This window comes from Actinokineospora sp. NBRC 105648, from assembly GCF_030269645.1.
In the GTDB taxonomy this organism is placed as follows: Bacteria; Actinomycetota; Actinomycetes; order Mycobacteriales; family Pseudonocardiaceae; genus Actinokineospora.
Window position 1 is genome coordinate 52,706 of record NZ_BSTR01000038.1, and the last position, 24,022, is coordinate 76,727.

A 24,022-nucleotide genomic window follows, 5' to 3' on the forward strand; every position below is an offset into this window, starting at 1 on the left:
CTACCGCGACGCACGCGGTGATCGCGCCACGTAGGCGAACGGGACCTCCGCCTTCCCGCGGTTGCGGGCCATCGTGTAGTCGCCGAACGCCGTGGTGCTCCCCGCGAGCGCGCGCCACTCGACCAGGTGCAGGTCGTCGACCTCGGCCCACTCGGTGCGCCCGGGCACGCCGGTGACCTTGACGTACGGGGTGACCACGGTGGCCTGCTGCCTGCCCCCGGCCAGGTCGGCCGCGGTCAGGTCCACCACGACCTCGTGCCACCCGCCGTCGTCGGGCACGGTGATCGGCCGGGACACCGTGGTGACCAGCTCCGGCGCCTCGGCCCCCGGGTCGCCGGTGAGCCGGGCGATCTCGAAGCGGGCCTCCGGGGTCGCCCCGGCCGACCGGCGCACCCGCACGACCAGCGAGTACGACGGGTCCGCGTCGACCGCGACCGCCTTCCCGCGCCGGGTCTCGAACAGCCGGTGCCGGGGGAGCGCGACGGTGGCCACCGGGCGGGTCTGCGTCGTCCCGCCGTCGGCCTCCAGGCGCAGGCTGCGCAGGCCCTCGGCGGTGTCCCCGGTCTGCAGGCCCTCGCGCTTGCTGTTGACGTTCCAGTGCACCGCGTCGGTGACCACGCTGTCGGCGACGTCGTCCTCGAAGTCGCCCCAGCCGAACAGGTCCCGGCCGACCTCGACGCCGGTGCCCGAGGTCGGCCGCACCAGGGTGCCCTCGCCGTCGGGCAGCCGCCGCACCTGGCCCGGGGGCAGGGTGACGGTCCGCGGGGTCTCCGGCGCGGGCTGGTCGGTCACCAGGATGGTGTGCCGGTCCAGCACGAGGTGCGCGGGTCTGGTGTCGGGGGAGGCCGCGGCGAGCCGCGTCCTGACCACGCCGTCGGTGTCCTCATAGGACTCCAGGGGGCTGCGCTCGGCCGCGTGCGCGAGCGCTCGGGCGGCGGCCTGGTCAGTGACCACCGCAGGCCGCCCAGCGACGTTCTCCACCGGCAGCACCCGCGCCTGCAACAGCTTGTCGCCGTCCCAGACCGTGCGCAGGAAACCGCTCTCCAGCGCCTCCACCCGGCTCAGGTCGGACACCAGGTCACCGAGGCCGTAGACGACCAGCTTGCCCTTGTACCACTCCATCCCCTGCGGCACCTGGGAATGGTGCGCCACCACCAGGTCGGCGCCCGCGTCGACCGCCTTGCGGGCGATGGCGCGCACGGTGTCGGCGGGCGCGTCGGCGAACTGGTGGCCGCCGTGCACCTGCACCACGACGACCTTCGAATCCGCCGCCGCCGCGCGGATCTGCTCCGGTGAGGTGGTGTCGTCCCAGAGGGCGGCGCCACCGTGCCCGCGCCGCGCCACCCAGTCCTGGACCTCCGGGTAGACCGCCGAGAGTGATTGCCACATGGCGGCGGCGTCGGCTGGGCTCGCCTTGCGCTCGGCGCCGGTGTAGAGCTCCCACGCCGCCCGGATGGGCCGGGCGGCCCGCGGCACGCGCACGGCGCCCGCGGTGAACCCCCAGTCCCGCGACTGGTACTGCCAGGCCTGGTTCTCCGAGAGGTCGGCCGGCTTGCGGGTCGAGGCGGTGGGCAGCTGTGCGTTCGCCGCCGAGCCGTCCACGTCGGTGTAGGCGAGCATGCTCGTGGTCGTGCCGTTGGTGGTGGTGCGCAACGGTTTCGCCGCCTCGGCCGGGTCGGCGCCCGCGCCGATCGCGCCGATGTCGACCGCCGCCAGCGCCGCCCGGGTGTCCGCCAGGCCGGGGTCGAGCAGGTCGCGCGCGTGGTCGTTGGCCAGCCCCGCCACGTCCACCGACAGCTTGCGCAACCCGGCGACGGCCGCGGCGGGCGCGTGCCGGACGGGCCGCCTGCCCGGGTACGCCGCCGTCTCGGGCTTGTCGCTGAGCACCGTCTCCAGGTCGACCGACCCGATGTCGGCCGCGGCGAACGCGGGCGCCAGCGCCTCCACCGCGCGCTCGGCCGCCGGCCCAGCGTCCGCCGCCGCGGCCGGGTCCTGCTTGCCGAACGACAGGTCACCGCCCAGGTGCAGGACGAACCTGCCCGGGGTGCGGGCCAACAGCGTCACGTCGGTGGTCTTGCCGCCGTCGGCCCAGCCCAGCGACACCGGCTCGGTCAGGTAGCCGTCGGCGCTCACCACGGCCACCGCGGGCCCGCTGAGCGCGGGTGTGGTGGCCAGGCCGTCGTCGTCGGTGGTCAGCTCGACCGCGGCGTCGACCGCGGTCACGCCCTGCACGGCCACCCGCGCGTCGGCCAGCGCCTCGCCGGACTCCCCGCGCACCCGGACGGTGGCGGTGATGGTGCCGCCGCCGCTGGAGGTCAGGCAGTCGCCGCAGTCCGGGCCGGACACCTCGTGCACGACCACCACCGCCCCGACGACCGCGGCCACCAGGCCGCCCGCCAGCAGGCTCTTCCGCACCGTGGTCCACGCAGGCACGCTCGGGTAGTTCCTTTCCAAGAGATCAGTCGGGTCGGGACGCCTTACTCGGCGCGGAAGTCGACCTTCGCCAGCACCTCGACGACCGCGCGCCAGTGGCTCTCCTCGGAGCGCACCGTCCGGTTCATCTCCACGTGGGCGAAGGGCACCCCGTGGGCTGCGGCCTCGACACCCTGCTCGTTGCGGGTGCCCTCGAGCGCGCCGCACTGGTCGCGCCAGGCGCGGCACACGCGCAGGCCCCGGTCCGCGAGGTCCTCGGCGGCCTGCCGGAACCCCGGGCCCGCGGCGCCCGCGCCGGGGGAGAGCACGACGTCCTTGCCGGACAGGCTGGCGTTGTCGAAACCGTGCAGCTGCACCTGCGGCAGCCCGGTGGCGCCGAGCGCGGTGACCACGGCGTGGAACATCGAGTCGGCGCGGTGGGCGACGTCGCCCGCGCCGTCGGCCACCCGCCGGTGCGTGCCCGAGATCGCCAGCACCGAGCCGGGCGCCTGCTGGAACAGGGCGAGCCCGACCTTCTCGGTGTCCATGTCGGCCACCGGGTGCGGCACCTCCACGACCAGCTTCGCGGGCGTGGACAGGTCCACCACGTACATGCCCCACGCGCGGTCGGACCCCGGCTGCTGGTCGAGCACCGCGATCGGCCGCCCGGTCCGCTCGTCGGTGCCGATCCGGTAGGTGTAGCCCAGCTCGGACAGCGACGGACCCGGGTCGGCCACCGGTGCGGCGCCCGCCACCCGGCTGAGCCGGTCGACCACCGCGGTGAGCCGGTCGCGCTCGTCCTGGTCGGGCGGGCGGTACTGGGCGTCGTCGCGCAGGCCGCCGACGAAGCGCCCGATCTCCTCGGCCAGCCCGATCATCGATGCCTGTCCCTGTTTCTCGTTGTCGCCACCGGGGATGACCAGCACGACGAGGACGGCCAGCACCGCCAGGACGAGGACCGTGACCAGGGTTCGTGGCCGCGTGACGTAATGCACGGTTTAGGAACCCATCCCCCAGTCGTGTCTTTGATCCACCCGGTCGGGTGAAGTCGCGTGAGTCGCTGTAGCAGAATGCCACAGCGGCAACGGCAGTCGCGGGACGAGGCTGCCGGTTGTGTCATTCATCCGACTGGGGAGACCTGTGCGAAGAGAGTCCGTGCGTGCGCGTTCAGGCGGTGCGGCGAAACTGGCCGAGCAGGTGCCCGAGGGCGGTTTCCTGGGCAGTGTCCGTGCGCCCGCAACCGTTGTGGCCGCACTCTTCCTCATTCTCGCCGCGCTGACCGTGATCCTGTTGGAACCGCACGGCGAAAGCCGCCTGCCTGCGGCGTTCCGCGATTCGCAGCAGCAGTTCGCGGTCTCGGCCGCCCGCTCGATCGGTGTCTCGGCGACCAGGGGTCTGGGTGATCTCCGGGTGCTGGCAGCCAATTCCAGCGCGGCCAAACCCGACGAACTGCTCGATCTGGTCATGGACAACCGGAAGTGGCGCGGCGCGGCGGTCGTCGACCGCTCGACCCGCGCCCTGCTGGCCACCCGGGGTGAGCAGGTGCCCGCCCAGGCGCTGCCCACCGACCTCACCCGCGACGTGCTGACCAGGATCAGCGAGCCGAACTCCGAGCTCGGCCTGCTGGTCGGCACCCCGCTGCCCGACGGCCGGGTGCTGGTCGCCACCGCCACCCTGCGGCTACCCGACCCTGGCCCGGACGGTGGTCTGGACCAGTCGTTGTTCCTCACCACCGCCGCGGGCGAGGTCATCGCCACCGCGCACGCCTCGCCCGACGCGGCCGCCATGGCGCCCCGGGTCACCCCGCTGGTGGTCGAGGCCGCCCGCGCCGCCCCGGGCGGGGCCGGGCTGCTGCTGGCCCCGGTCGCCGACGACGCCCAGCAGGTGGTCGCCTACGCCCCCGCCGCCTCGGCCACCGACGGCCCGCAGCTCGACCTCGGCGTGGTCGCGGTCGCCAGCGGCCGGGTCGACGGCCCGACCGCGGGCCGGTCCGGCTGGCTGCCCGCCGCGGTGCTGGCAGTGCTGGCCGCCCTCGGGCTGCTGGCCACTCGCTGGGCCCTCACCAGCCCGGTCCACGCCCTGCGCGACGACGCCCTGCGGGTCGCGGGCGGCGAGGTCGAGCACCGCGTCCGCACGCCGCGCACCGCGGAGACCGCCCGCGTCGCGGCGGGCATCGAACACTGCCGCGCCAAGGTCGCCGGGACCGCCGCCCGGCGGATGCGGCGGGCCCGGGTGTCTGCGCTGGTCGTGGTCCTGCTGACCTGTGTGAGCACCGTGCTGTGGGCGGTGCTGGTCGTGCTGGCGAGCCGTGGCGACGACACCGTGGTGCCCGAGACGGTCGTGTCGAGCCTGCGCAACCAGACCGGCCGCGCGGCCGACACACTGCGCCGCAGCATGAACGACGGCCTGGCCGACCTGGAGACCGTGGCCAGGGCGAGCGGCGCGAACGACAAGGCACTGGCCACCGCGCTCGACCGCATGTCCCAGGACCAGGTCCGCTACCGCAGCCTCTACGTCGTCGAGCGCGACGGCGAGCCGTCGATGCAGGTCGGCCGCAGCCCGCTGCGGCTGCGCGAGCGGCCGCCGACCTCGTCCGGGATCCGCCAGCAGAACAGCGCGGGCCGGGTGCCGGTGCTCTTCGCGCACGTCCCGCTGCCCGACGGCAAGCGCACCCTGATCGGCGAGTTCGACCTCGACCACATCGGCAGGGTGCTCGACCAGGCCCCCGGCCACGTCCGGCTGCTCGACGACGACCTGCGCACCATCGGCGCCAACGAGGGCTACCTCGCCTTCGAGCAGGCCACCGAGGACGGCGTGCGCGCGGGCGTCGACACCGCCCGCCGCGGCGACCCCACGGCCGCGGTGACCGGCGCGCCCGGCGGCCAGTCGCTGGTCGCCTCGGCCGCGGTGACCGGCGGCGAGATCGGTCGGCTGCGCTGGACGGTCGTCTCGCGCAGCCCGGTCGAGGAGATCGCGCTGGCGCAGAACGAGCACCGCCAGCGCACCCTGCTGGTGGCCCTGCTCGCCCTGCTGATCACCGGCTTCGGCGCGGGCTGGCACTACTTCGGCGTGGTCCGCCCGCTGCGCAGGCTGGCGGTCAGCGCGGACGCGGTGGTCGAGGGCGACCTCGACTCGGTGATCTACCCGCAGCGCCACGACGCGGTCGGCACCCTGGCGTTCTGCCTGGAGATCTGCCGGCAGGCCGCCACCCAGGGCGCGGGCAGGCTCGGCGAGGTGCGCAGGCCGCGCGGCTCGGCGATGGACGAGACCCAGTACATCCGGCCGATCGTCGACCGCGCCCCGGAACCCGCGCCGCGCAAGCCGGGTCCCGGTCGCGCGCGGTCCAAGGGCGCGGGCAAGGACCGGCCCAAGTCCAGGATCGAGCAGCGCACGTGACCTACCTCTACTGCGTGCTCATGGTCGGCGCTTTGACCATGCTCGGTGCCGGGATCATGGAGCAGCGCACCCACCTGCGCTACCTGTACCGGATCGAGCACCGCGTGCTGGTCAACGGCATCCGCGGCAAGAGCTCGATCACCCGGCTGTGCGCGGGCGCGCTGCGCGGCGGCGGCCTGGTCACCGCGGCCAAGACCACCGGCACCGCCGCCCGGTTCATCCACCCCGACGGCAGCGAGGAACCGGTCTACCGCAAGTTCGGGATCGCCAACATCGTCGAGCAGATCGGCATCGTGCGGCGCTCGGCGGCCTACCGCCCGGACGCGCTGGTGATCGAGTGCATGGCGGTGATGCCGGACCTGCAGGAGATCAACCAGTCCAAGCTGATCAAGTCGACCATCGGCGTGCTGTGCAACGTGCGCGAGGACCACCTCGCCGAGATGGGCCCGACCCTCGACGACGTGGCCAGGTCGCTGTGCCGGTCGATGCCGGTCGGCGGGATCTGCGTGACCGCCGAGCGCGACCGGTTGCACATCCTGCAGCAGGAGGCGGACAAGCGGAACTGCGAGCTCATCGCGGTCGACCCGGAGACGATCACCGACGAGGAGATGGCCCGGTTCGGCTGGGTCACCTTCAAGGAGAACGTGGCCATCGCGCTCGCCGTGGCCGAGCTGCTCGGGGTCAACCGGGCACTGGCGATGGCGGGCATGTGGGCCGCCCCGCCCGACCCCGGGGTGCTGACCGTGCGCACCTACGCCGCGCCCGGTGACCGGGTCGTCAAGCTGGCCAACGTCTTCGCCGCCAACGACCCCGAGTCCACCCTGATGAACATCGAGCGCCTGCTCGACCAGGGCGCGATCGCCCGCCCGCTGCAGGTCGTGATCAACTGCAGGCCGGACCGGGTGGAGCGCAACCAGCAGATGGGCGCGCTGGTCGAGCGGATCGAGCCGGACCGGGTGTTCCTGATCGGCGAGCCGACCCGCAGCGCCCAGGCCGCGATCCCCGAGTCCTACCAGGACCGGGTCACCGACCTGGGCGGCACGCTGCCCGGCGACCAGCTGGTGGCCGCGATGCTCGCCGAGGTCACCGGCACCGCCGTGCTGGTCGCCATCGGCAACATCCACGGCCAGGGCGAGGTCCTGCTGCACGAGCTGGAGAGCCTGCCCGAGCTGCCCGCCGACCAAGAGCCACCCCCCGAACCCCAGGAGCCCCGCGTGCTGCCCCCGCGCACCGCCAGTCGCCGCCAGGTCGTCCGCGGCCAGTTGTTCGCCGCCCAGCAGGACGCCCTCCCGGAGCCGAGGCGGTCGTCGTGACCACCGGCACGCTCGCGCCCGAGATCGCCACCCTCGGGCTGGCCATCGGCCTGATCTTCTCGCTGGTCTGCTACCTGACCACCAACCTCTCGCCCGGCGGCATGATCACCCCCGGCTGGCTCGCCCTGACGCTGGTGGAGGACTACCGCCGCGCCGGCATCGCCGTGCTGATGAGCGTGGTCACCTTCGGCGCGGTCAAGATCCTGCAACGCGTGGTCATCCTCTATGGCAAGCGCCTCTTCGCGGCGGTAGTCCTTACCGGTGTCGTCTTGCAGTGCACGCTGTTCCTGATCCTGCAGAAGGACTACCCGCTGCTCTTCGCGCACCAGACCCTCGGCTTCGTGGTGCCCGGCCTGATCGCCTACCAGCTGGTCCGCCAGCGGCCCGCGGCGACGATGCTGGCCACCGGCGCGGTCGTCGCCGCCTCCTTCGGCGTCCTGGCCAGCGGCGTTTTGGCGGGGCTGGTGCCCGCCGTGTAGGAAGGTGGGCGACGCGGAACTGGGGGCAGTCGATGGGAATGGGCACGAGAACGATCGCCGTGACGGTGGCCGCGATCCTGGTGGCGGCGGCGCTGGTGGGCGGGGGGATCTGGTACTTCACCCGCGCCGAGGGCCGGGACACCACCGAGACCGCGGACACCGCGCGCGCCGAGGACCCGGACCAGACCGCGACGATCAGCTACCAGCGGCTCACCGGCCCCGACCGCACCATGGCCCGCGACGGACGGGGCGCGGTCCTGGCGGTCTTCACCGACGGCGCCCGCACCGTGCTGGTCAACGGTCCCAACCGGACCTTCCGCGAACCCAAGGCGACCACCGCGGCCATCAACACCCAGGCCTGGATCCGACTGGCCCCCGAGCCCTGGCACCAGGGCGACGAACGCGCGATCTGGTTCGCCCCCTGGTTCGACCAGGCCAGAGCCGACCGCACCCCGGACGTCCTGGCCATCGCCACCGACTACCTGATCGACGCCCCGGCCGAAGAAGACGCGAAAGGTGTCCGCTTCCGCGGCGACGCCTCCTTCGGCCCGGTCAAGTCCAGCGGCGTGGGACGCAAGGAGCAGTCGGACTTCTACGACTACCTGGGCGTCCCCTGGACCTTCCCGGGCGCCCCCACCACCCAACCCGCCCCAGACCGCTACGGCGCCGTCGACTGCTCAGGCTTCATCCGACTCGTCTACGGCTACCGCATGGGCATCCCGCTGCTCGGCACCAACGAACCAGGCCCCGGCCTCCCCCGACGCGCCTACGCGATAGCCGAGTCCGGCCCGGGCGTGGAACTGGTGCCCAACAAGCGAAAGCGGGCCACCGCCTACGGCACACTGCAGCCCGGTGACCTGGTGTTCTTCGAGATCGAGGACGGCCCAGACCAACTCGACCACGCGGGCATCTACCTGGGCCTAGACGACGCAGGCCACCACCGCTTCATCTCCAGCCGCGAACGCATCGACGGCCCGACCTTCGGCGACGTAGGCGGAACCTCACTACTGGACGACGGCGGACACTACTCAACCGCTTGGCGCGCAGCCCGCAGACTCTGACCACACGGATACTGGCTGTCCCAACTGTCGTCACCGCCGACCAAATCGCTTCAAATCCCTCAATCTACAATCTCTAAACTCTCACCGCAGACGGTGTGCGGGTTGTTCGGCGTTGGCAGCGCGACGGCACGTGGAAACGGATCCGCGTCGAGCGGCCGACTCTATCGGGCTGATCGCGTTGGAGGTGAACGTGGATCCCATGATCAGCCGGGCCTCTCGGCACGCCGCCACTGCCCGCGCCCACCTGCGCAGGTGTGAGATCGCGGCCACCAGCGCGCCGACCAGACCCAGCACCAAGAACGAGGGCCGCGTCCCGACCGGGCAGTCGCCACCTGGCACGTCCTGCGCCGTGATCGTTCCGCAGGTCGAGCCCTCATCGGCGATGCTCCTTTAGTGAATCGTTAGTGCTAGCCGCATCTTCTGTTATTGGCAAGTCTGATGGCGAGACTGCTTCACGGATGAGCCGGCGAGCTGTTCCTGAGCGCCTTTGAGCGGTGCCGTCAGGTAACGTGGACAAGGTGAGCAAGAGGCGGCGTGGAACTCCTTTGAGGGGCTGTGCAGCTGCTACCTGCCCCTTTTTTGCGTATGGGTTCTTCCGGCGCCTTGCGTTTGACCAAGCCCTTGTCGGGTGCCATGATGAGAACTATGGGCGAAAATAACTGGAACACAACGATAGATCGTTGGCTGGACACCGTGCAGCCCAGCGGAAAAAGGGAATTGCTACGGGCGACCGATCGACTGACGGCAATTCTTGTCGCATCGACCGGACCCGAGCAGGAAGATCTTCCTGACGAAGTTTTCGCTGCATGGCAACAAGTGCTTGTTCGGCAACGCCTGACAGTCCTGCAGTCGGAGATCGCTTTTATCGAGGCTGCACGCCATCGAGGTCGGTCCTGGCGCGATATCGCGCAGGCTCTCAACCTGCCGCCGTCTCATTCCGCCGAAGAACAGCTTGATATCCTCAAAGCGGAAGCGGCCCGCACGCATCCCGCTAACGAACCGCGGCCGTTTCTGTCTTGAAAGAATCTTGTCCTCATGGTTGCTGGTGCGGCAGCGGATAGGTCGACCCCGCTGGAACGTAAGTCCCGTTACGGTTGCTCGATCTAGTGGACTCGCTTCGTGTGGGGGAGGAGTACCGCTAAACTTGCCGTGTGGTGGGGAATGCCCTTCACCCGCCCTTTTTTCACCACCGCGGTGCTCTAGGGGCCCCACGCGAAGTGAGTTCACTAGATCGAGCCCCCGTCTTTTCCTCGGGCAACCCCTGCGCACGAGCCACCCGTGGCGCCACAACGCGCACCCGGCTCAAGCGCCACGCCACCAAGTCGCCCCTGTCACACGGGCAGGAGCGCCAACCGCCCACCGCCCACACGTCCGCCGTTGCCGCAATGTCCTTAGTAGACCATCAAGCGGTCGGTCATCGTCCACCCCAGCCGTAGCTGTGGGTGATCTTCAGTCGGATGACGAGTCGTCGGTCGGTCACCATCGCTGTGCGGAACTCCGCCCAGTCCGGGTGTTCGCCGATGACCGTCCGGTAGACCTCCACCAGTTCGTCCACAGTGGCATCACCCGGTTCCGCTGCCACCGGGCTCAGTGTCACGTCTCCCTCCGCCACCGTGTACGCGCCCAGGTCCGGCGTGCTCACGTGCAGGCTCGCGCGCGGGTCGCGGCGGAGGTTCCTGGTCTTTGCGCGTTCGTCGGTGACCGAGACGCGGATCAGGTCTTGTTCGGGGTCGTAGGCGTAGGCGACGTTGGACAGCTGTGGCCGTCCGTCGCGCTTGATCGTGGTCAGCACGCCGCGGTTGTGGTCAGCGAGCAGCTTGTTCGTCGCCATGGTCTCGAAGGTAGGAGCGGCTCGGCGCGGGTGTCAATCACGTCCACACCCTGGTGCTACCGTCGGGTACACCGGAGTCGATCGCAGTGGAGGAAAGCCGATGTCCGTCGAGGTTGCCGACTCCGTTGACCGGCACCGGTTCGAGGCGACCGTCGACGGTCGGCTCGCCGGGTTCGCCGAGTACGCCCGTTCTGCCGCGCTGGTGGTCTACACCCACACCGAGGTGGACCCGGCCTTCGAGGGCAAGGGGGTCGGTGGTGCGCTGGCCCGGGCCGCGTTGGACGACGCCCGCGCTCGCGACCTGCCGGTGCTGGCGACCTGTCCGTTCATCGCCGAGTGGATGCGCCGTCACCCGGAGTACCTCGACCTGGCCTACCAGAACCGCAGTCGGGTGACCGACTGAGCGGTCAGCGCCTCCTGCCCTCGGCCAGTGCGCGCACCAGGTAGTCCGCCAGCGGCAGTGTGCGCCCGCCGTCGAGTTCGACCTCTATCGGTGCCGGGTAGGGCTCCCAGCCCGAGATCGCCGCCCGCACCACGGTGCCGTCGGGGCGCATGGCGGGGGCGTCGCCCTTGGCGATCGGGACGAACAGGGGGCGGACCACGATCTGCGCCATGCTGATCACCACGCCACGGCCCAGGCTCCAGCCGCGGGTGGTGCTGGGTTCGGCGACCACCCGGTGGCGCACCTTGGCGCCCTCGGTGGTGTCCCGCTGGTCGCCCCGGGACAGCTTCTCCACCCGCTCGACCGGGAGCGGGGCGGGCAGCAGTCCCTCGGCGAAGGCGGCGGCCGGGAACTCGCGGACCGCCTGTTCGACGAGCGCGATGTCGTCCGGGCCGACGACCTTGCGCCGTTCGGCGTCGCGGGCCAGCCACCGGGGCCAGGCCAGCGGGTCGAGCAGCGTGCTGAGGTCGATCACGGCCTGAATCGTACGGCCGGCGCGAACGCGACACGGTGAGACCTCGACCGCCGGGCCCGCGCGGCCACGCAGCGGATACCGACCGCCCCGGACGGTGACCGGCCCTAGGCTGTGCGGCATGGACCACACCACGGCCTGGACCGAGCAGAACACCCGTCTCGTCGAGCTGGTCCGCCCGGCCGATCCCGCCGCGCCGGTGCCCACTTGTCCGGAGTGGACGATCCGGCAGCTGGTCGCGCACGTCGGCCGCGGCGACCGCTGGTCGACCGCGATCGTGCGCGGGGGCGAGTTCGTGCACCCGAGGGACGTCCCCGGCGGGAAGCCGCCCGAAGACCCCGACGGCGCCGCCGACTGGCTCGCGCAAGGCCCGGCGCTGCTCGCCGAGGCTGTCGCCGAGGCCGGTCCGGACACACCCGTGTGGACGTTCACCGGCCCCAAGCCCGCCGCCTGGTGGCTGCGCAGGCGCCTGCACGAGGCGGTCGTGCACCACGCCGACGCGGCCATCGCGCTCGGCGCGCCGTACGTCGTCGAGCCCGCGGTGGCCGCCGACGGGATCTCCGAGTGGCTCGACCTGCTCGTCGCGGGCTCGGCCAAGCGCACCGGTCCGCCGCTGCTGGCCGAGGGCCAGAGCCTGCACCTGCACGCGACCGACGAGGGGCTCGGCACCGCGGGGGAGTGGCTGGCGCGGCCCGGCCCGGAGTGGGAGCACGGCCACGGCAAGGGCACCGTGGCCGTGCGGGGTCCCGCGGCCGACCTGCTGCTCGCGCTGATGCGCAGGCGGCCCGCCGACTCGGTCGAGGTGCACGGCGACGCCCAGGTGTTCGAGACCTGGCTGGCGGGCACGCCGTTCTGACCCGGGTCAGCCGGTGGGCGCGTCCTCCGGGCGCGCCCACCGCGGCAGGGTGAAGGCGAGCAGCGACACCGCCAGCAGCATCGCTCCGGTCACCCACAGCACGATGTCGAACGCGCCCACCTGGTCGCCGGACTCGAACAGCTGGAAGAACACCGTGCCCAGCACCGCGACCCCCGCCGCCCCGCCGAGCTGCTGCACCGCGTTGAGCACGCCGGAGGCCGAGCCGACCATCGGCAGCGTCACCCCGGCCAGCACGATGTCGAAGAACGGCGCGATCAGCAGGCCCATGCCCAGCCCGCAGACCAGCAGGCCCGGGCTGAGCTGCCAGATGGTGACCACCCCGTCGGCACCGTCCAGGGTGGCGATCACCACACCGATGCCCAGCGCCATGATCACGGCGCCGATCTGCAGCACCGGCCTGCCGAACTTGCGGCCGAGCACCGCGCCGGACAGACCACCGCCGATCGCCGCGCCCAGCGCCCACGGCGCCTGCGCCAGACCGGCCTGCAACGCGGTGAAGTGCAGCCCCAGCTGCAGGTACAGGCCGAGCGCGAGGACCAGCCCGGTCATCGCGGCGAAGAAGACCACGCCGACGAGCAGGCCGCCGCTGAACGCCCGGGACCGGAACAGCTCGGGCTCCACCAGCGGTGTCCGGCCCGCCCGCGAGCGGCGGATCTGGTGCACCGCGAACCCGCCCAGCACCAGCACGGACGCGCCGATCATGGCGTAGCACCAGAACGGCCAGCCCAGCTCGCGACCCTGCACCAGCGGGTACACCAGCAGGATCAGGCCGGTGCTGACCAGCAGCACGCCCACCGGGTCCGGCCGGGGGCCGTTGTCGGCGCGCGACTCCGGCAGGATCTTCCAGGCCAGCGCCAGGCAGGCCAGCCCGATCGGGACGTTGATCAGGAACACCGTGCGCCAGCCCGCGCCGCCGAGGTCCCAGCCGACCAGCGCGCCCGCCAGGATCGGTCCGCCCACGGTGGAGAGCCCGATCGCCGGGCCGAACGCGCCGAAGGCGGTGCCCAGCTCCTTGGCCGGGAAGATCGAGCGGATCAGCCCGAAGCCCTGCGGGATGAGCACGGCCCCGAACAGGCCCTGCACCACCCGGGCCGCGATCAGCGTCCCCGGCGAGAAGGCGAGCCCGCACAGCACCGAGGCGGCGATGAAGCCGACCAGCCCGACCAGGAACATCCGCCTGCGCCCGTAGAGGTCGCCGAGCCGCCCGCCGGTGATCAACCCGACCGCGAAGGCCAGCGTGTAGCCCGCCGCGACCCACTGGATCACCGTGCTGCCACCGCCCAGGTGCGCCTGGATCGACGGCGCGGCGATACCCACCACGGTCGCGTCGAGCAGGTCCATGATCTCCGCGGTCAGCACCGCCACCAGCGCCCACCACCGCCACCGGTAGGGCGGTGGTTCTTGCTCGGGCCGTTGCTCCGCGGTCGCCCGCGGCTCGGTCGTCGCCTGTGTCTCGGTCGCCTGTGTCTTCGTCATCGCCGCCACCCCTTAGAACACCGTTCGTTGGCGAACGCCGTTCTACTAGCGAACATCGTTCGTGTCAACTACGCTGTCCGTTATGACCGCCGGCCAGTTCGAGCCCCCCTGGTGGACCCCGCGCAAGACGGGCACGCCCAGACGCTCGCTCAGCCGGGAGGCGATCGTCACCGCGGGCCTGAAGGTGTTGCGCGCCGAGGGCGTCGACGGGCTCAGCATGCGCCGGATCGCCACCGAGCTCGGCACCGGCCCCGCCTCGCTCTACGCGCACGTGGCGGGCAAGGACGAACTGCTCGACCTGCTCTTCGACCAAGTGGTGACCGAGGTCCCACTGCCCGAGCCGGACCCGGCGCGATGGCGCGAGCAGATCACCGAGCTGTGGACGCACGCGCACGAGGCGCTGCGGCGCAACGGCGACATCGCCCGGGTCGCCCTCGGCCGGGTCCCGATGGGTCCCAACGCGGTGCGGATGTCGGAGGTGTCGATGACGATCCTGCGGGCAGGCGGCGTGCCGCCGCAGGCCATCGCCTGGGCGCTGGACATCGTCGGGCTCTACGTCTCCGCCAGCGCGATCGAGGACGCGATCAGCAGGCAGCTCGAGCGCTCGGGCCGCGACCCGGCGGAGTACTACAACCAGGTGGCGGAGTACTTCAAGAACCTGCCCGCCGAGCACTTCCCGACCACCGCGCTGCTGAGCCGGGAGCTGGCCACCGGCGGGCGCGACGAGCGGTTCGCCTTCGGCCTGGACCTGATCGTCGGCGGCCTGGCGGCCCAGGTCCCCGGTTGAGCACCGGGGACCGGGTCGGCCCTCAGCCCAGCTGGGGGGCGACCTCCTGGGCGATCAGGTCCAGGTGGTCCAGGTCGGCGAGGTCGAGCACCTGCAGGTAGATCCGGCTGACGCCGGTGCGCTCGCGCCAGGCGCCGATCCGGTCGACCACCTGCGCGGGGGTGCCCGCGAGTCCGTTGGCGGTGAGCTCGTCGACCTCCCGGCCGATCACCCCGGCCCGCCGGGCGACCTCGGCGTCGTCGCGGCCGACGCAGGCCACCAGGGCCACCGAGCGGATGATCTCGCTCGGGTCCCGGCCGATCTCCGCGCAGGCGGTGCCGACCCGGTCGAGCCGCTCGACCGCGTCGTCGAGGGAGATGAACGGCAGGTTGAACTCGTCGGCGAACCGGGCGGTCAGCGCCGGGGTCCGCTTGAGCCCGCCGCCACCGATCAGGATCGGCGGACCCGGCCGCTGCGCGGGCTTGGGCAGCGCGGGGGAGTCGGCCAGCTGGTAGTGCGTGCCGGTGAACGAGTAGGTGGCGCCCGCCGGGGTCGACCACAGGCCGGTGATCACCTCCAGCTGTTCGGCGAACCGGTCGAACCGCTCGCGCAGCGGCGGGAACGGGATGCCGTAGGCGGTGTGCTCGGCCTCGTACCAGCCGGTGCCCAGGCCGAACTCGACCCGGCCGCCGGACATCTGGTCGACCTGGGCCACCGAGATCGCCAGCGGGCCGGGGTGGCGGAAGGTGCCCGCGGTCATCAGCGTGCCCAGCCGGATCGTGCTGGTCTCGCGGGCCAGGCCCGCCAGCGTGATCCAGGCGTCGGTGGGCCCGGGCAGGCCGGCCGCGGACCCCATGGCCAGGTAGTGGTCGGACCGGAAGAAGGCGTCGTAGCCGGTGTCCTCGGCGTGCCGGGCGATGGTCAGGAGCTCGTCATAGGTCGCGCCCTGCTGCGGTTCGGTGAAGACCCGGAGGGCGACTGCCTGGCTGTTCACCACGCCAGGCTATCCACCCCGGCGGTCCGCCGCCCCGCCACCGGAGGCCCCTGCGGCCCGGCCGGGGGCCGGGCCCGCGAGGAGCCGCTGCTCCAGGGCATCTCGTGCGCGGCGCGCCGGCGGGCGTCAACCGCGCTCGCCGTCGACCAGATGCCGTCGACCAGATCCAGCGGACCAGAGCTGGCGGACAATGCCGCGGCGCGGTTGGGTCCCCCCACTGTGGACAGTCGACCGGATCAGCGGACGATCAGCCCGACTGCCGGGACGCCACCAGGGCCGCCACCCCGTCGAGGATCCGGGCCAGGCCGAACTCGAAGTTGTGCGCCGGGTCGTAGGCCGTGCCGTGCGCGCTGCCCACCGCCTCGCCGACCCGGGCCGCCAGCGGGTAGCGCTCGCGGTCCATCAGGGTGCTCAGCACCGGACCGTGCGCGCGCCACCACTGCTCGTCGGTGACGCCGGTGTCGCCCTCGGTGGCGGTGGCCCGGACCGCCCGCCTGGCGGCGGTCTCGGCGTGCCCGATCACCAGGTTGAGCACCGTGTCCATCTCGATGTCGGTCAGCCCGGTGCCCTCGAGGGTGCCCAGCTCGTAGTCGTACTTGGCCATCACGTTCGGGCCCAGTGGCGGTCTGCTCACCCCGACCCGCAGCATCCACGGGTGCCGGTGGTAGAGCGCCCAGTTCTGCCGGGCGACCGCCTCCAGCCGGGGCCGCCAGCCGCCGGTGCCCTCGGCGCACTCCGCCTCGGCGTAGACGGTGTCGAGCATCAGGTCAATCAGCTCGGCCTTGCCCGGCACGTAGGTGTAGAGCGACATCGTGCCGACGTTGAGCTTGTCGGCCACCCGGCGCATCGACAGCGCGCCGAGACCGTCGGTGTCGGCCACCGCCATGGCGGCCGCGACTATCCGGTCGACGCTGAGGTCACGCCTGCCGTTGCGGACCGGCGCCTGGGTCTGCTTGCGCCACAGCAGCGCGAGGCTGCGTGCCGGATCGCCGCCCCCGCTGTGGTCCTTCGTCGCGTCCTTTGCCATGGTGGCCCCGATCCTAACTGGTCCGGTCGGGTGACGTCGCCGACTCGTGGGCAAGCGGCCCGGTGTCGGCCGCGGAGCTCCGCCGCCGGTCGCCGCGCCCGCCCTCTGTTGTGGACTATCGCCTGCCTACCGGCGCACGGACTCGGCCAGCGCGGTGACCGGATCCGCCCGCGGCGTCCCGCGTGGACGCCACCGCCCACCGGCGCGGGCGTAGGGGTACCAGCGCCCGTCGGTGCCCAGGCGCAGCTGCGCCCGGCCCGCGACGGTCCACCGGTTCCGCCACGCCCGGACCTCGGGCTCGGGGTCGAGCAGCCCGTCGGCGACCGCCTCCTCGACGGCCACCCGGACCCGGGCCGCGGCCGCCGCGGGCGGGGTCCAGGGCTCGGTCCAGACGCGCAGCCCGTCGGCGCCGCCCTGGGCCCAGGCCGCCGCGGCGTCGGGCAGGTCGGCCCGGCCACTGGCCGCGGTCAGTGCGGCCGTCGCCGCCGGGTGGGTCGCGGCCAACCGCACCGCGTCGGTCCACGCGTCGAGCTCGGGCAGGTCCGCGCCCGCGAGCAGCGCTGCCGCCCGCTCCGCCGCGTCGGCGGCGAGCACCGCCAGCCCGGTCGCGGTCGCGGTCGCGTCCGCGGGCAGCAGCGGCGCGAGGTCCATCGGCGGTCCGGTCTCCGCCGGGATCTCCGGCAGTGGACCCGGCACGCGTGCGTACGCCTCGGCGACGGCGGTGCCCGCCCGCTCGGCCGCGGGCGGCTGCGCCCCGCGCGCCCGCAACTCGGCCAGCAGCTCGGCCCGTTCGCGGCCGCGGATCAGCAGCAGCATGAACGGGTCGGCGTCGAGCAGCCAGGCCGCCTGGTAGGCGAGCGCGGCGGCGTGCCTGCACGGGTGCTCCCAGCCCGGGCAGTCGCACTCGGGGTCGAGGTCGCCGTAACCGGGCAGCAGCCGCACGCCCGCGTCGTCGGCGGTCTCCACCAGCTCGTGCGGGATGTCCCCGTCGAGCAGCGCGGCGATGTGCCCGGCCTTGGCCGCGACCCGGTCGAGCAGCCGGTCCCACTCCGGGTCGGACAGCTCGCTGAACCGCAGCACGGTGCCGTACTCGCTGTACTCGTCGCCGTCGTGCACCCGGGCGTCGATCCGGCCCGGGCTGACCGTGATCGTGCCGACGTGCCCGGAGTCGGCGCGCCTGCGGCCCTTGCGCAGCTGCTCGCCGTCGAGCGCGGTGTCCTCCATCGCGGTGATCCAGGCGTTGCCCCACCACGTCTTCGCGAACTTCCCGCCGCCCCGGCTGCCCGCCGGGAACGCCGGGAACCCCCGCGCGCGGTCCTCGCTCACGGCTCGCTCCTCAGCTCGACCAACCCGGCCAGCTCGGCGTCCGAGAGCTCGGTGAACGCCGTCTCACCGCCCGCGAGCACCGCCTCGGCCAGGTCCCGCTTCGACTCCAGCAGCGCGGCGATCCGGTCCTCCAGGGTGCCCTCGGCGATCAGCCGGTGCACCTGGACCGGCTTGTCCTGACCGATCCGGTGCGCCCGGTCGGTCGCCTGGTCCTCCACCGCCGGGTTCCACCAGCGGTCGAAGTGGATCACGTGGTCGGCCCGGGTCAGCGTGAGGCCGGTGCCCGCCGCCTTGAGCGAGAGCAGGAACACCGGCACCGCGCCGTCCTGGAACCCGCGCACCAGCTGCTCGCGCCTGGCCACCGGGGTGCCGCCGTGCAGCAGCCAGGCCGGGACGCCGCGCTCGGTGAGGTGCCGCTGCAGCAGCTTGGCCATCCGCACGTACTGGGTGAACACCAGCGCCGCGCCGCCCTCGGCGGTGATCGTGGCGAGCAGCTCGTCGAGCGCGTCGAGCTTGCCCGAGCGGCCCGCCAGCGGGGTGTCGGTCTCCTTGCGGTAGTGCGCCGGGTGGTTGCAGATCTGCTTGAGCGCGGTGAGCAGCTTGAGGACCAGGCCGTGCCGGGCGATCCCGGTGCTGGCCCGGATCTCGCGCATGATCGCGCGCACCGCCTCGTGGTAGAGCGCGGCCTGCTCCGGGGTGAGCGAGACCAGCTGGTCGGTCTCGGTCTTGGGGGGCAGCTCGGGGGCGATGCCCGGGTCGGACTTGCGGCGGCGCAGCAGGAACGGGCGCACCAGGGCGGCCAGCCTGCGCGCCTCGGCCGGGTCGCGCTCGACCTCGACCACCCGGGTCCACCCCGCGCGGAACCCGCCCGCGTCGCCGAGCAGGCCGGGGGTGGTCCAGTCCAGGATCGACCACAGGTCGCCGAGCGCGTTCTCCACCGGCGTGCCGGTCAGCGCCACCCGGGCCGCGGCCGGGATGGCCCGCAGCGCCCTCGCGGTGCCGCTGAGCCGGTTCTTCACGTGCTGGGCCTCGTCGGCCACCAGCAGCGCCCACGGCCGCTCGGCCAGTAGACCGGCGTCCACGCGCATGGTGCCGTAGGTGGTCAGGACGAAGCCGCTCGCCGCGGTCTCCCGCGCGCTGCCGTGGTAGCGGCGGACCCCGACGCCGGGGGCGAAGCGGGCGATCTCGCGCTCCCAGGTGCCCAGCAGCGAGGCCGGGCACACCACCAGCGTCGGGCCCGCGGTCGCCGGGTCGGCCTGGCGGGCCAGGTGCAGGCCGATCACCATGACAGTCTTGCCCAGGCCCATGTCGTCGGCGAGGCAGCCGCCGAAGCCGAGGCCGGTCATCCGGGTGAGCCACCGGACCCCGCGCGCCTGGTACTCGCGCAGCGTCGCGTGCAGGCCGTCCGGCTGGTCCAGCGGCTCCGGGCCGTCCGCCGGGTCGGCGATCAGCTCCCGCAACCACGCCAACCAGCCCTCCGCGCGCACGCCGACCCGCTCGCCGTCGACGTCGGTCGTCGCGATCAGCAACGCGCGCAACGCCTCGAACGGCGGCAGCGGCGGGAGGACCCGGTCGCGGGCGCGGCGGGCGTGTTCGGGTTCGACGAGCACCCACCGGTCGCGCAGCCGGGCGACGGGCCTGCGCGCGGCGGCCACCTCGGCGGTCTCGGCGTCGGTCAGCGGGTCGCCGTCGAGCACCAGCCGCCAGGCCCGCGGGAACGGCTCCGGTTCGGCGAACCGGGCCGCCACCGCCGCCGGGCGCTCATCCGCCGAGGTGATCATGACCGTGCTGGTCAGGTCCCGGCACAGCTCGGCGGGCCAGTGCACCTCGACCCCGGCCGCGGCCAGCCGGTGGCCCGCGTCGGAGAGCAGCTCGTCGATGTCGGCGTCGATCAGCCGGGCCTCGTCGGGCACCGCGCGGTCGAGCAGCTGCTCGAGCGGTGCCCACACCTGCGCGGCCCGGCGCACCGCGACCATCGCCGCCACCCGGGCCGTCTCGCCGAACCCGTGCTCGGTGCCCGCCCAGATCTCGGCCGCGTCGGCGACCCTCGTCGGGTCGGCCAGGCTGCGCAGCCGGACCCGCGCCTGGAAGGCGCGCGCGCCGAAGTCACCGTCCGGCGCGGAGACCACCAGCGCCACCCGCACGCCCGCGTCCACGCCCTCGGCCAGCTCGTCGGCCCACGCCCGCGACAGTGCGACCGGCTCGGCGCCGCCGAGGGCCGGGCCCGCGAGCCAGGCGGCGGCGGGGGTGCGCGGCAGCGTGTCGGCGACCGCGTCGAGGTAGTCGCGCACCAGTTCGACCGCGTCGGGCAGCAGGCCGGGGGCGATCGGTACCGCGCGCGCGGCGGCGGGCATCGCCGCGGCCAGTGCGTGTACGCGGGCCATGTCCTCGACGTCGAACGGGCCGATCCGCCAGGCACCGGAGCCCGCGGCCGAGGCGCCGGGCAACAGCCTGCCGCGGGCGATCAGGTGCAGCGCGAGGGTGGTGGCCGCGGCCCAGAAGCGGGCCGCCGGGTGGGCGTCGTCGTCGAGCCGGGTCAGCGCCGCGATGGTGTCCCGAATGGACAGTCTGCGGGCGGGCACGGTGGCCGGTTCCGGGCGGGCGACCTCGATCTCGACCGGCGTACCGGGACCCGCGGGGAGCTCGGCGGTGGGCTCGTCGGGGCACCAGAGGTCGAACCAGCCGTGCCGCGGTGGGTCGGCCGGGCGGAAGACCGGGGCCGGGCGCGCCAAGGCCATCGTGCTCCTCTCCAGCCGACGGGCCACCACGGTACCGGAACCCGTACTGCATACGCCGCCCCGCGCGCGTGGGCCCGGACCAGATCGGTCCGGGCCCGCGTCGAGGTGCTGGGTATCGCTGGGTGTCCTGCTGGTGTGTCGTGCTGGGTCAGGAGGCGATCGCGCGCACCTGCTCGATGCTGCTCAGCTCCGCCTCGCGCACCGACCGGCCGCGCGCGGCGGTGACCCGCCACAGCGTGGTCAGGCTCTGCAGCGGGTGCAGGAACCAGCCCCACGCGCCGATGACCGGCAGCGAGCGGGCGACCCGGCCGCGGGCGCGGCGCTCGGTCCGCGAGTGCCAGCCGATGTGCAGCTCGAAGAGCAGGATGCCGACCGCGGCGGGCGCGGCGAACATGATCGAGGCCTCGATGCCGTAGCCCTTGCCCGCGGCGTGCTCCCAGTTCAGGTAGACGCTGCCCGCGAGCAGGGCCAGCAGGGCGAAGCGGGGGCCCGCGCCGGAGTACGGCGAGAGCGCGTAGCGGTGCGCCAGCCCCGCGACGATCAGCGCGGAGGCGTCGAACACCAGCGAGACGACCGCGGCCAGCGGGGTGGGGATGCTGAAGCTGCGGGCGTACTCGAACAGCGACCACCACGAGATGCCCATCGCGGCGACCAGCACCACGATCCAGGCCATGTTCGCCGACCAGGACAGCACGGTCGGCATCTTGGCCTGGGTGATCGGTCCGGCGGGCTCGAGCAGCGGGTCGGCCACCCGCTCGGCGCGCACCTCGCGCACGGCGTCCGCCGGCTCGACAGCGGTCTGCTCGACCGCGTTGTGCTTCTCGGCGACCACCATGGCGTTGCCGACCGGCGGCTTCGCGGGCTCTGGCGCCGCGTCGGCAGTGGGCTCTTCGGCCGGTGCCTCGGCGGCGATCGCGGCCGACTCGGCGCGGGCCAGCAGCGCGGCCGCCCACTCCTCGGCGGTCTCGCCCTTGGCCGCCGGGGCGGCGGTCTCGGCGTCCCGGGCGGACTCGGGCTCGGGGGTCGCCGGGGTGGTGTCGGCGGTGTCGACGCTGTTCACTCTGTCTGTGTCCACGGTGTCCGAGTTGTCTGTGGTGGCTGTGCTGGTCGTGTTGCCCGCTGCGTTGTCGACCGGTTCGGGGTTCTCCGGGACCGGCCGCAGGTCCGCCCGGGTCGGGGTGTCGTCGGCGGGGACCGCGCTGTCGGTGGCGGCCTCGGTGGAGCGCAGGGCGTCGAGCTCGGCCAGCAGCTCCGGGCTCATCGCGACCAGGTCGCCGGTGTCGCCGATCCGGTTCTCGCCGCGCCAGGTGTTGATGATCCCGGTGGCGTAGGAGCGGGTGATCGTGACGCCGTAGGCGTCCAACCACTGCTTGACCGCGAGGGTGGTTGGGGTCTCGACGTGCTCACACGCGTACCGGATCTTGTCGGCGAGGGTGACGCGCGAGGCGAGCGCGACAGCGTGTGCTGGGTCAATGTCGATCTTCTGACTCACCTGCGCGGTCCTCCTAGGGATGGCTGCGGATGACGCGGTTCGAATTCGAGTCGATGGGTAGTGTGCACTTTGTCGGACGCCGCGCGGGCGAGTCCACCCGGGGGTGCGTTTGTCCGGCGGTGGATCGGTGATCTTGACATAGTCGTTCCCCAGCTGTTACCTATGAACGCCCGGTTACGGCCATTTGGTCCACTGTGGACTTTCAACCGACCGGCCCCGCGATCGGGTTGAGCAGCGACAACACCGCGCCGGGAATCCACGCGCCCGCCTTTTCCGGGCAGTGGGCAGCGAGCGGTCCCGCCGTGGGCACTTCGTGTCAGATCCTGAGAGCGATCCCGAACCGGCTCCCCGCGGGTCACTACGGTGTTCGATGTCGGACCCTGGCTGAGAAGGAGCACGCGTGACGTACTCGACCCTGTCGCACCTGTCCTGCCCGCGGTGCGGGACGGAGGTGTCGGCCGACGTCGTGCGCGGCACCTGCGCCTGCGGCTCCCCACTGCTGGCCCGCTACGACCTCACCCAGGTGAAGACCGACCGGGACGAGCTGGCGGCAAGGCCCCCGAACCTGTGGCGCTACCACGAAGTCCTGCCCGTCGCGCGGGAGTCGGCGGTGGTGACACTGGGGGAGGGGATGACCCCACTGCTGCCCCTCCCGACCTACGGCGCCCGGGTTGGCGTGCCGAACCTGCTGATGAAGGACGAGGGCCTGATCCCGACGGGAACCTTCAAGGCACGCGGCGCCGCCGTCGGCGTGTCCAGGGCGGCCGAGCTCGGCGTATGCGGCATCGCCATGCCCACCAACGGCAACGCGGGCGCCGCCTGGGCCCTGTACGCGGCAAGGGCGGGCATCCGCAGCCTCATCGCCATGCCGGTCGACGCCCCCACCATCACCCGCACGGAGTGCGTGGCGGCCGGAGCCGAGCTGTACCTGGTGGACGGCCTGATCTCGCACGCGGGCGCCCTGATCCGCGCCGCAGTGGCCGAACGCGAGGGCTACCAGGACGTCTCCACCCTCAAGGAGCCCTACCGCATCGAGGGCAAGAAGACGATGGGCTACGAGATCGTGGAACAACTGGGCTGGCGCGCACCGGATGTGATCCTCTACCCCACCGGCGGCGGAGTCGGCGTCATCGGCATCCACAAGGCCCTGCAAGAACTGCGCGAACTCGGTTGGCTCACCCCGGAAACCCGCCTGGTCGCGGTCCAGGCCACCGGCTGCGCCCCAATCGTCGAGGCCTGGGAAGCAGGCACCGAGGAGAGCGTGGCACCGGCCAACCCCTCAACAGTGGCCTTCGGCGTCAACGTCCCGAAGGCGCTCGGCGACTTCCTGGTACTGCGCGCCCTGAAAGAGACAGAAGGCACGGCAGTAGCCGTATCAGACCCGGAACTCCTTGCCGCACAACGAGAGTTGGCACAGCTGGAGGGCACCTTCGTGTGCCCGGAGGGCGCAGCCTGCTTCGCGGCACTGGCACGGCTACGGGAGTCGGGCTGGCTGAAGGGCACGGAACAGGTGGTCGTCCTGAACACCGGGACCGGAATCAAGTACCCCAACACAATCCAGATAGACGTCCCCACCCTGCCAAAAGACGGCAAGATCCCACACAACCTCTAGCCCCCACCCACAGCCACCCAGCCACCAACCAGCCAGCGAACCAGCCAGCGAACGGGACGAATTCCCGCCCACCAAACCGCTGCGGAACCCGCGCGCCCGCTAAACCCGCTAAGCCGCAGCGAAAGGCCGCCCCTTCCCGCCACCCAACCGCAGCGGTTAGGTCGACCCCGCTGGTACGCATGTCCCGTTACGGATGCTCGATCTAGTGGACTCGCTTCGTGTGGGGGGAGAGTGCCGCTAAACTTGCCGTGGGTGGGGATGCCCTTACCTGCCCTTTTCTCTCCACCGCGGTGCTCTAGGGGCCCCGC

19 protein-coding genes are annotated in these 24,022 nt (G+C 72.7%); 9 read left to right on the forward strand and 10 right to left on the reverse strand.

Annotated elements, in window-relative coordinates:
- Complete coding sequence (locus tag QSK30_RS26925; protein WP_285506948.1) at positions 1–2,433, reverse strand: CapA family protein; 2,433 nt, start codon at positions 2,431–2,433, stop codon at positions 1–3.
- 44 nt (positions 2,434–2,477) lie between these two features.
- Complete coding sequence (locus tag QSK30_RS26930; protein WP_285506951.1) at positions 2,478–3,407, reverse strand: hypothetical protein; 930 nt, start codon at positions 3,405–3,407, stop codon at positions 2,478–2,480.
- 160 nt (positions 3,408–3,567) lie between these two features.
- On the opposite strand from QSK30_RS26930, the gene QSK30_RS26935 reads away from it, so the two are divergent.
- The 5 genes from QSK30_RS26935 to QSK30_RS26955 all read left to right on the forward strand — a co-directional run bounded on the left by QSK30_RS26935 (position 3,568) and on the right by QSK30_RS26955 (position 9,681).
- Positions 3,568–5,808 (forward strand): HAMP domain-containing protein, encoded by a 2,241-nt coding sequence (locus QSK30_RS26935; RefSeq protein ID WP_285506953.1) that lies wholly within the window; start codon positions 3,568–3,570, stop codon positions 5,806–5,808.
- Positions 5,805–7,121 (forward strand): poly-gamma-glutamate synthase PgsB, encoded by a 1,317-nt coding sequence (gene pgsB, locus QSK30_RS26940; protein ID WP_285506955.1) that lies wholly within the window; start codon positions 5,805–5,807, stop codon positions 7,119–7,121. Before QSK30_RS26935 ends, pgsB begins: the two co-directional genes overlap by 4 nt.
- Entirely contained in the window at positions 7,118–7,600 is a 483-nt protein-coding gene (locus tag QSK30_RS26945) for a poly-gamma-glutamate biosynthesis protein PgsC/CapC (protein WP_285506957.1), read from the forward strand. The genes pgsB and QSK30_RS26945 overlap by 4 nt, the downstream gene beginning before the upstream one ends.
- 38 nt (positions 7,601–7,638) lie before the next feature.
- Complete coding sequence (locus tag QSK30_RS26950) at positions 7,639–8,661, forward strand: NlpC/P60 family protein (protein WP_285506959.1); 1,023 nt, start codon at positions 7,639–7,641, stop codon at positions 8,659–8,661.
- A 555-nt stretch (positions 8,662–9,216) separates the two neighbouring features.
- The gene (locus tag QSK30_RS26955) at positions 9,217–9,681 is read left to right on the forward strand and encodes a hypothetical protein (protein WP_285506961.1); all 465 of its coding nucleotides are present in this window, start codon (positions 9,217–9,219) and stop codon (positions 9,679–9,681) included.
- A gap of 394 nt (positions 9,682–10,075) precedes the next feature.
- Here the strand turns inward: QSK30_RS26955 and QSK30_RS26960 are convergent, their stop codons facing one another.
- Positions 10,076–10,492 (reverse strand): PPOX class F420-dependent oxidoreductase, encoded by a 417-nt coding sequence (locus QSK30_RS26960; protein WP_285506963.1) that lies wholly within the window; start codon positions 10,490–10,492, stop codon positions 10,076–10,078.
- 100 nt (positions 10,493–10,592) lie between these two features.
- On the opposite strand from QSK30_RS26960, the gene QSK30_RS26965 reads away from it, so the two are divergent.
- Entirely contained in the window at positions 10,593–10,895 is a 303-nt protein-coding gene (locus QSK30_RS26965; protein WP_285506964.1) for a GNAT family N-acetyltransferase, read from the forward strand.
- Between the two features lie 4 nt (positions 10,896–10,899).
- On the opposite strand, the gene QSK30_RS26970 is transcribed toward QSK30_RS26965, so the two are convergent.
- A complete protein-coding gene (locus tag QSK30_RS26970; RefSeq protein ID WP_285506966.1) occupies positions 10,900–11,409 on the reverse strand; it encodes a hypothetical protein in 510 nt (169 codons plus the stop codon).
- Positions 11,410–11,527: 118 nt separating this feature from the next.
- On the opposite strand from QSK30_RS26970, the gene QSK30_RS26975 reads away from it, so the two are divergent.
- Positions 11,528–12,262, forward strand: a complete 735-nt coding sequence (locus QSK30_RS26975; RefSeq protein WP_285506968.1) for a maleylpyruvate isomerase family mycothiol-dependent enzyme — start codon at positions 11,528–11,530, stop codon at positions 12,260–12,262.
- A 6-nt stretch (positions 12,263–12,268) separates the two neighbouring features.
- Here QSK30_RS26975 and QSK30_RS26980 read toward each other — a convergent pair whose 3' ends face one another.
- Positions 12,269–13,759 (reverse strand): DHA2 family efflux MFS transporter permease subunit, encoded by a 1,491-nt coding sequence (locus QSK30_RS26980; RefSeq protein ID WP_285506970.1) that lies wholly within the window; start codon positions 13,757–13,759, stop codon positions 12,269–12,271.
- Between the two features lie 82 nt (positions 13,760–13,841).
- Between QSK30_RS26980 and QSK30_RS26985 the strand changes: the two genes are divergently transcribed.
- Positions 13,842–14,546 (forward strand): TetR/AcrR family transcriptional regulator, encoded by a 705-nt coding sequence (locus QSK30_RS26985; protein WP_285506971.1) that lies wholly within the window; start codon positions 13,842–13,844, stop codon positions 14,544–14,546.
- Between the two features lie 22 nt (positions 14,547–14,568).
- On the opposite strand, the gene QSK30_RS26990 is transcribed toward QSK30_RS26985, so the two are convergent.
- The 5 genes from QSK30_RS26990 to QSK30_RS27010 all read right to left on the reverse strand — a co-directional run bounded on the left by QSK30_RS26990 (position 14,569) and on the right by QSK30_RS27010 (position 22,102).
- Positions 14,569–15,519, reverse strand: a complete 951-nt coding sequence (locus QSK30_RS26990) for an LLM class F420-dependent oxidoreductase (protein ID WP_285506973.1) — start codon at positions 15,517–15,519, stop codon at positions 14,569–14,571.
- A gap of 247 nt (positions 15,520–15,766) precedes the next feature.
- A complete protein-coding gene (locus QSK30_RS26995; RefSeq protein ID WP_285506974.1) occupies positions 15,767–16,546 on the reverse strand; it encodes a TetR/AcrR family transcriptional regulator in 780 nt (259 codons plus the stop codon).
- Positions 16,547–16,672: 126 nt separating this feature from the next.
- Positions 16,673–17,872 carry an SWIM zinc finger family protein gene (locus QSK30_RS27000; protein ID WP_285506976.1) on the reverse strand — a complete coding sequence of 400 codons (1,200 nt, stop codon included), beginning with the start codon at positions 17,870–17,872 and terminating at the stop codon, positions 16,673–16,675.
- A complete protein-coding gene (locus QSK30_RS27005) occupies positions 17,869–20,610 on the reverse strand; it encodes an SCO1167/SCO6262 family helicase (RefSeq protein WP_285506978.1) in 2,742 nt (913 codons plus the stop codon). Before QSK30_RS27005 ends, QSK30_RS27000 begins: the two co-directional genes overlap by 4 nt.
- Before the next feature lie 148 nt (positions 20,611–20,758).
- Positions 20,759–22,102 carry a DUF2637 domain-containing protein gene (locus QSK30_RS27010; RefSeq protein WP_285506980.1) on the reverse strand — a complete coding sequence of 448 codons (1,344 nt, stop codon included), beginning with the start codon at positions 22,100–22,102 and terminating at the stop codon, positions 20,759–20,761.
- Between the two features lie 400 nt (positions 22,103–22,502).
- On the opposite strand from QSK30_RS27010, the gene QSK30_RS27015 reads away from it, so the two are divergent.
- Positions 22,503–23,714 carry a threonine synthase gene (locus tag QSK30_RS27015; protein WP_285506982.1) on the forward strand — a complete coding sequence of 404 codons (1,212 nt, stop codon included), beginning with the start codon at positions 22,503–22,505 and terminating at the stop codon, positions 23,712–23,714.
- The last annotated feature ends 308 nt before the right edge of the window (positions 23,715–24,022 follow it).

Excerpts from the sequence above, each read along its gene's own strand:
- QSK30_RS27005 (WP_285506978.1), bottom strand. The coding sequence starts at position 20,610 with ATGGCCTTGGCGCGCCCGGCCCCGGTCTTCCGCCCGGCCGACCCACCG.
- QSK30_RS26975 (WP_285506968.1), top strand. The coding sequence starts at position 11,528 with ATGGACCACACCACGGCCTGGACCGAGCAGAACACCCGTCTCGTCGAG.
- QSK30_RS26995 (WP_285506974.1), bottom strand. The coding sequence starts at position 16,546 with ATGGCAAAGGACGCGACGAAGGACCACAGCGGGGGCGGCGATCCGGCA.
- QSK30_RS26985 (WP_285506971.1), top strand. The coding sequence starts at position 13,842 with ATGACCGCCGGCCAGTTCGAGCCCCCCTGGTGGACCCCGCGCAAGACG.
- QSK30_RS26965 (WP_285506964.1), top strand. The coding sequence starts at position 10,593 with ATGTCCGTCGAGGTTGCCGACTCCGTTGACCGGCACCGGTTCGAGGCG.
- QSK30_RS26960 (WP_285506963.1), bottom strand. The coding sequence starts at position 10,492 with ATGGCGACGAACAAGCTGCTCGCTGACCACAACCGCGGCGTGCTGACC.
- QSK30_RS26950 (WP_285506959.1), top strand. The coding sequence starts at position 7,639 with ATGGGCACGAGAACGATCGCCGTGACGGTGGCCGCGATCCTGGTGGCG.
- QSK30_RS26980 (WP_285506970.1), bottom strand. The coding sequence starts at position 13,759 with ATGACGAAGACACAGGCGACCGAGACACAGGCGACGACCGAGCCGCGG.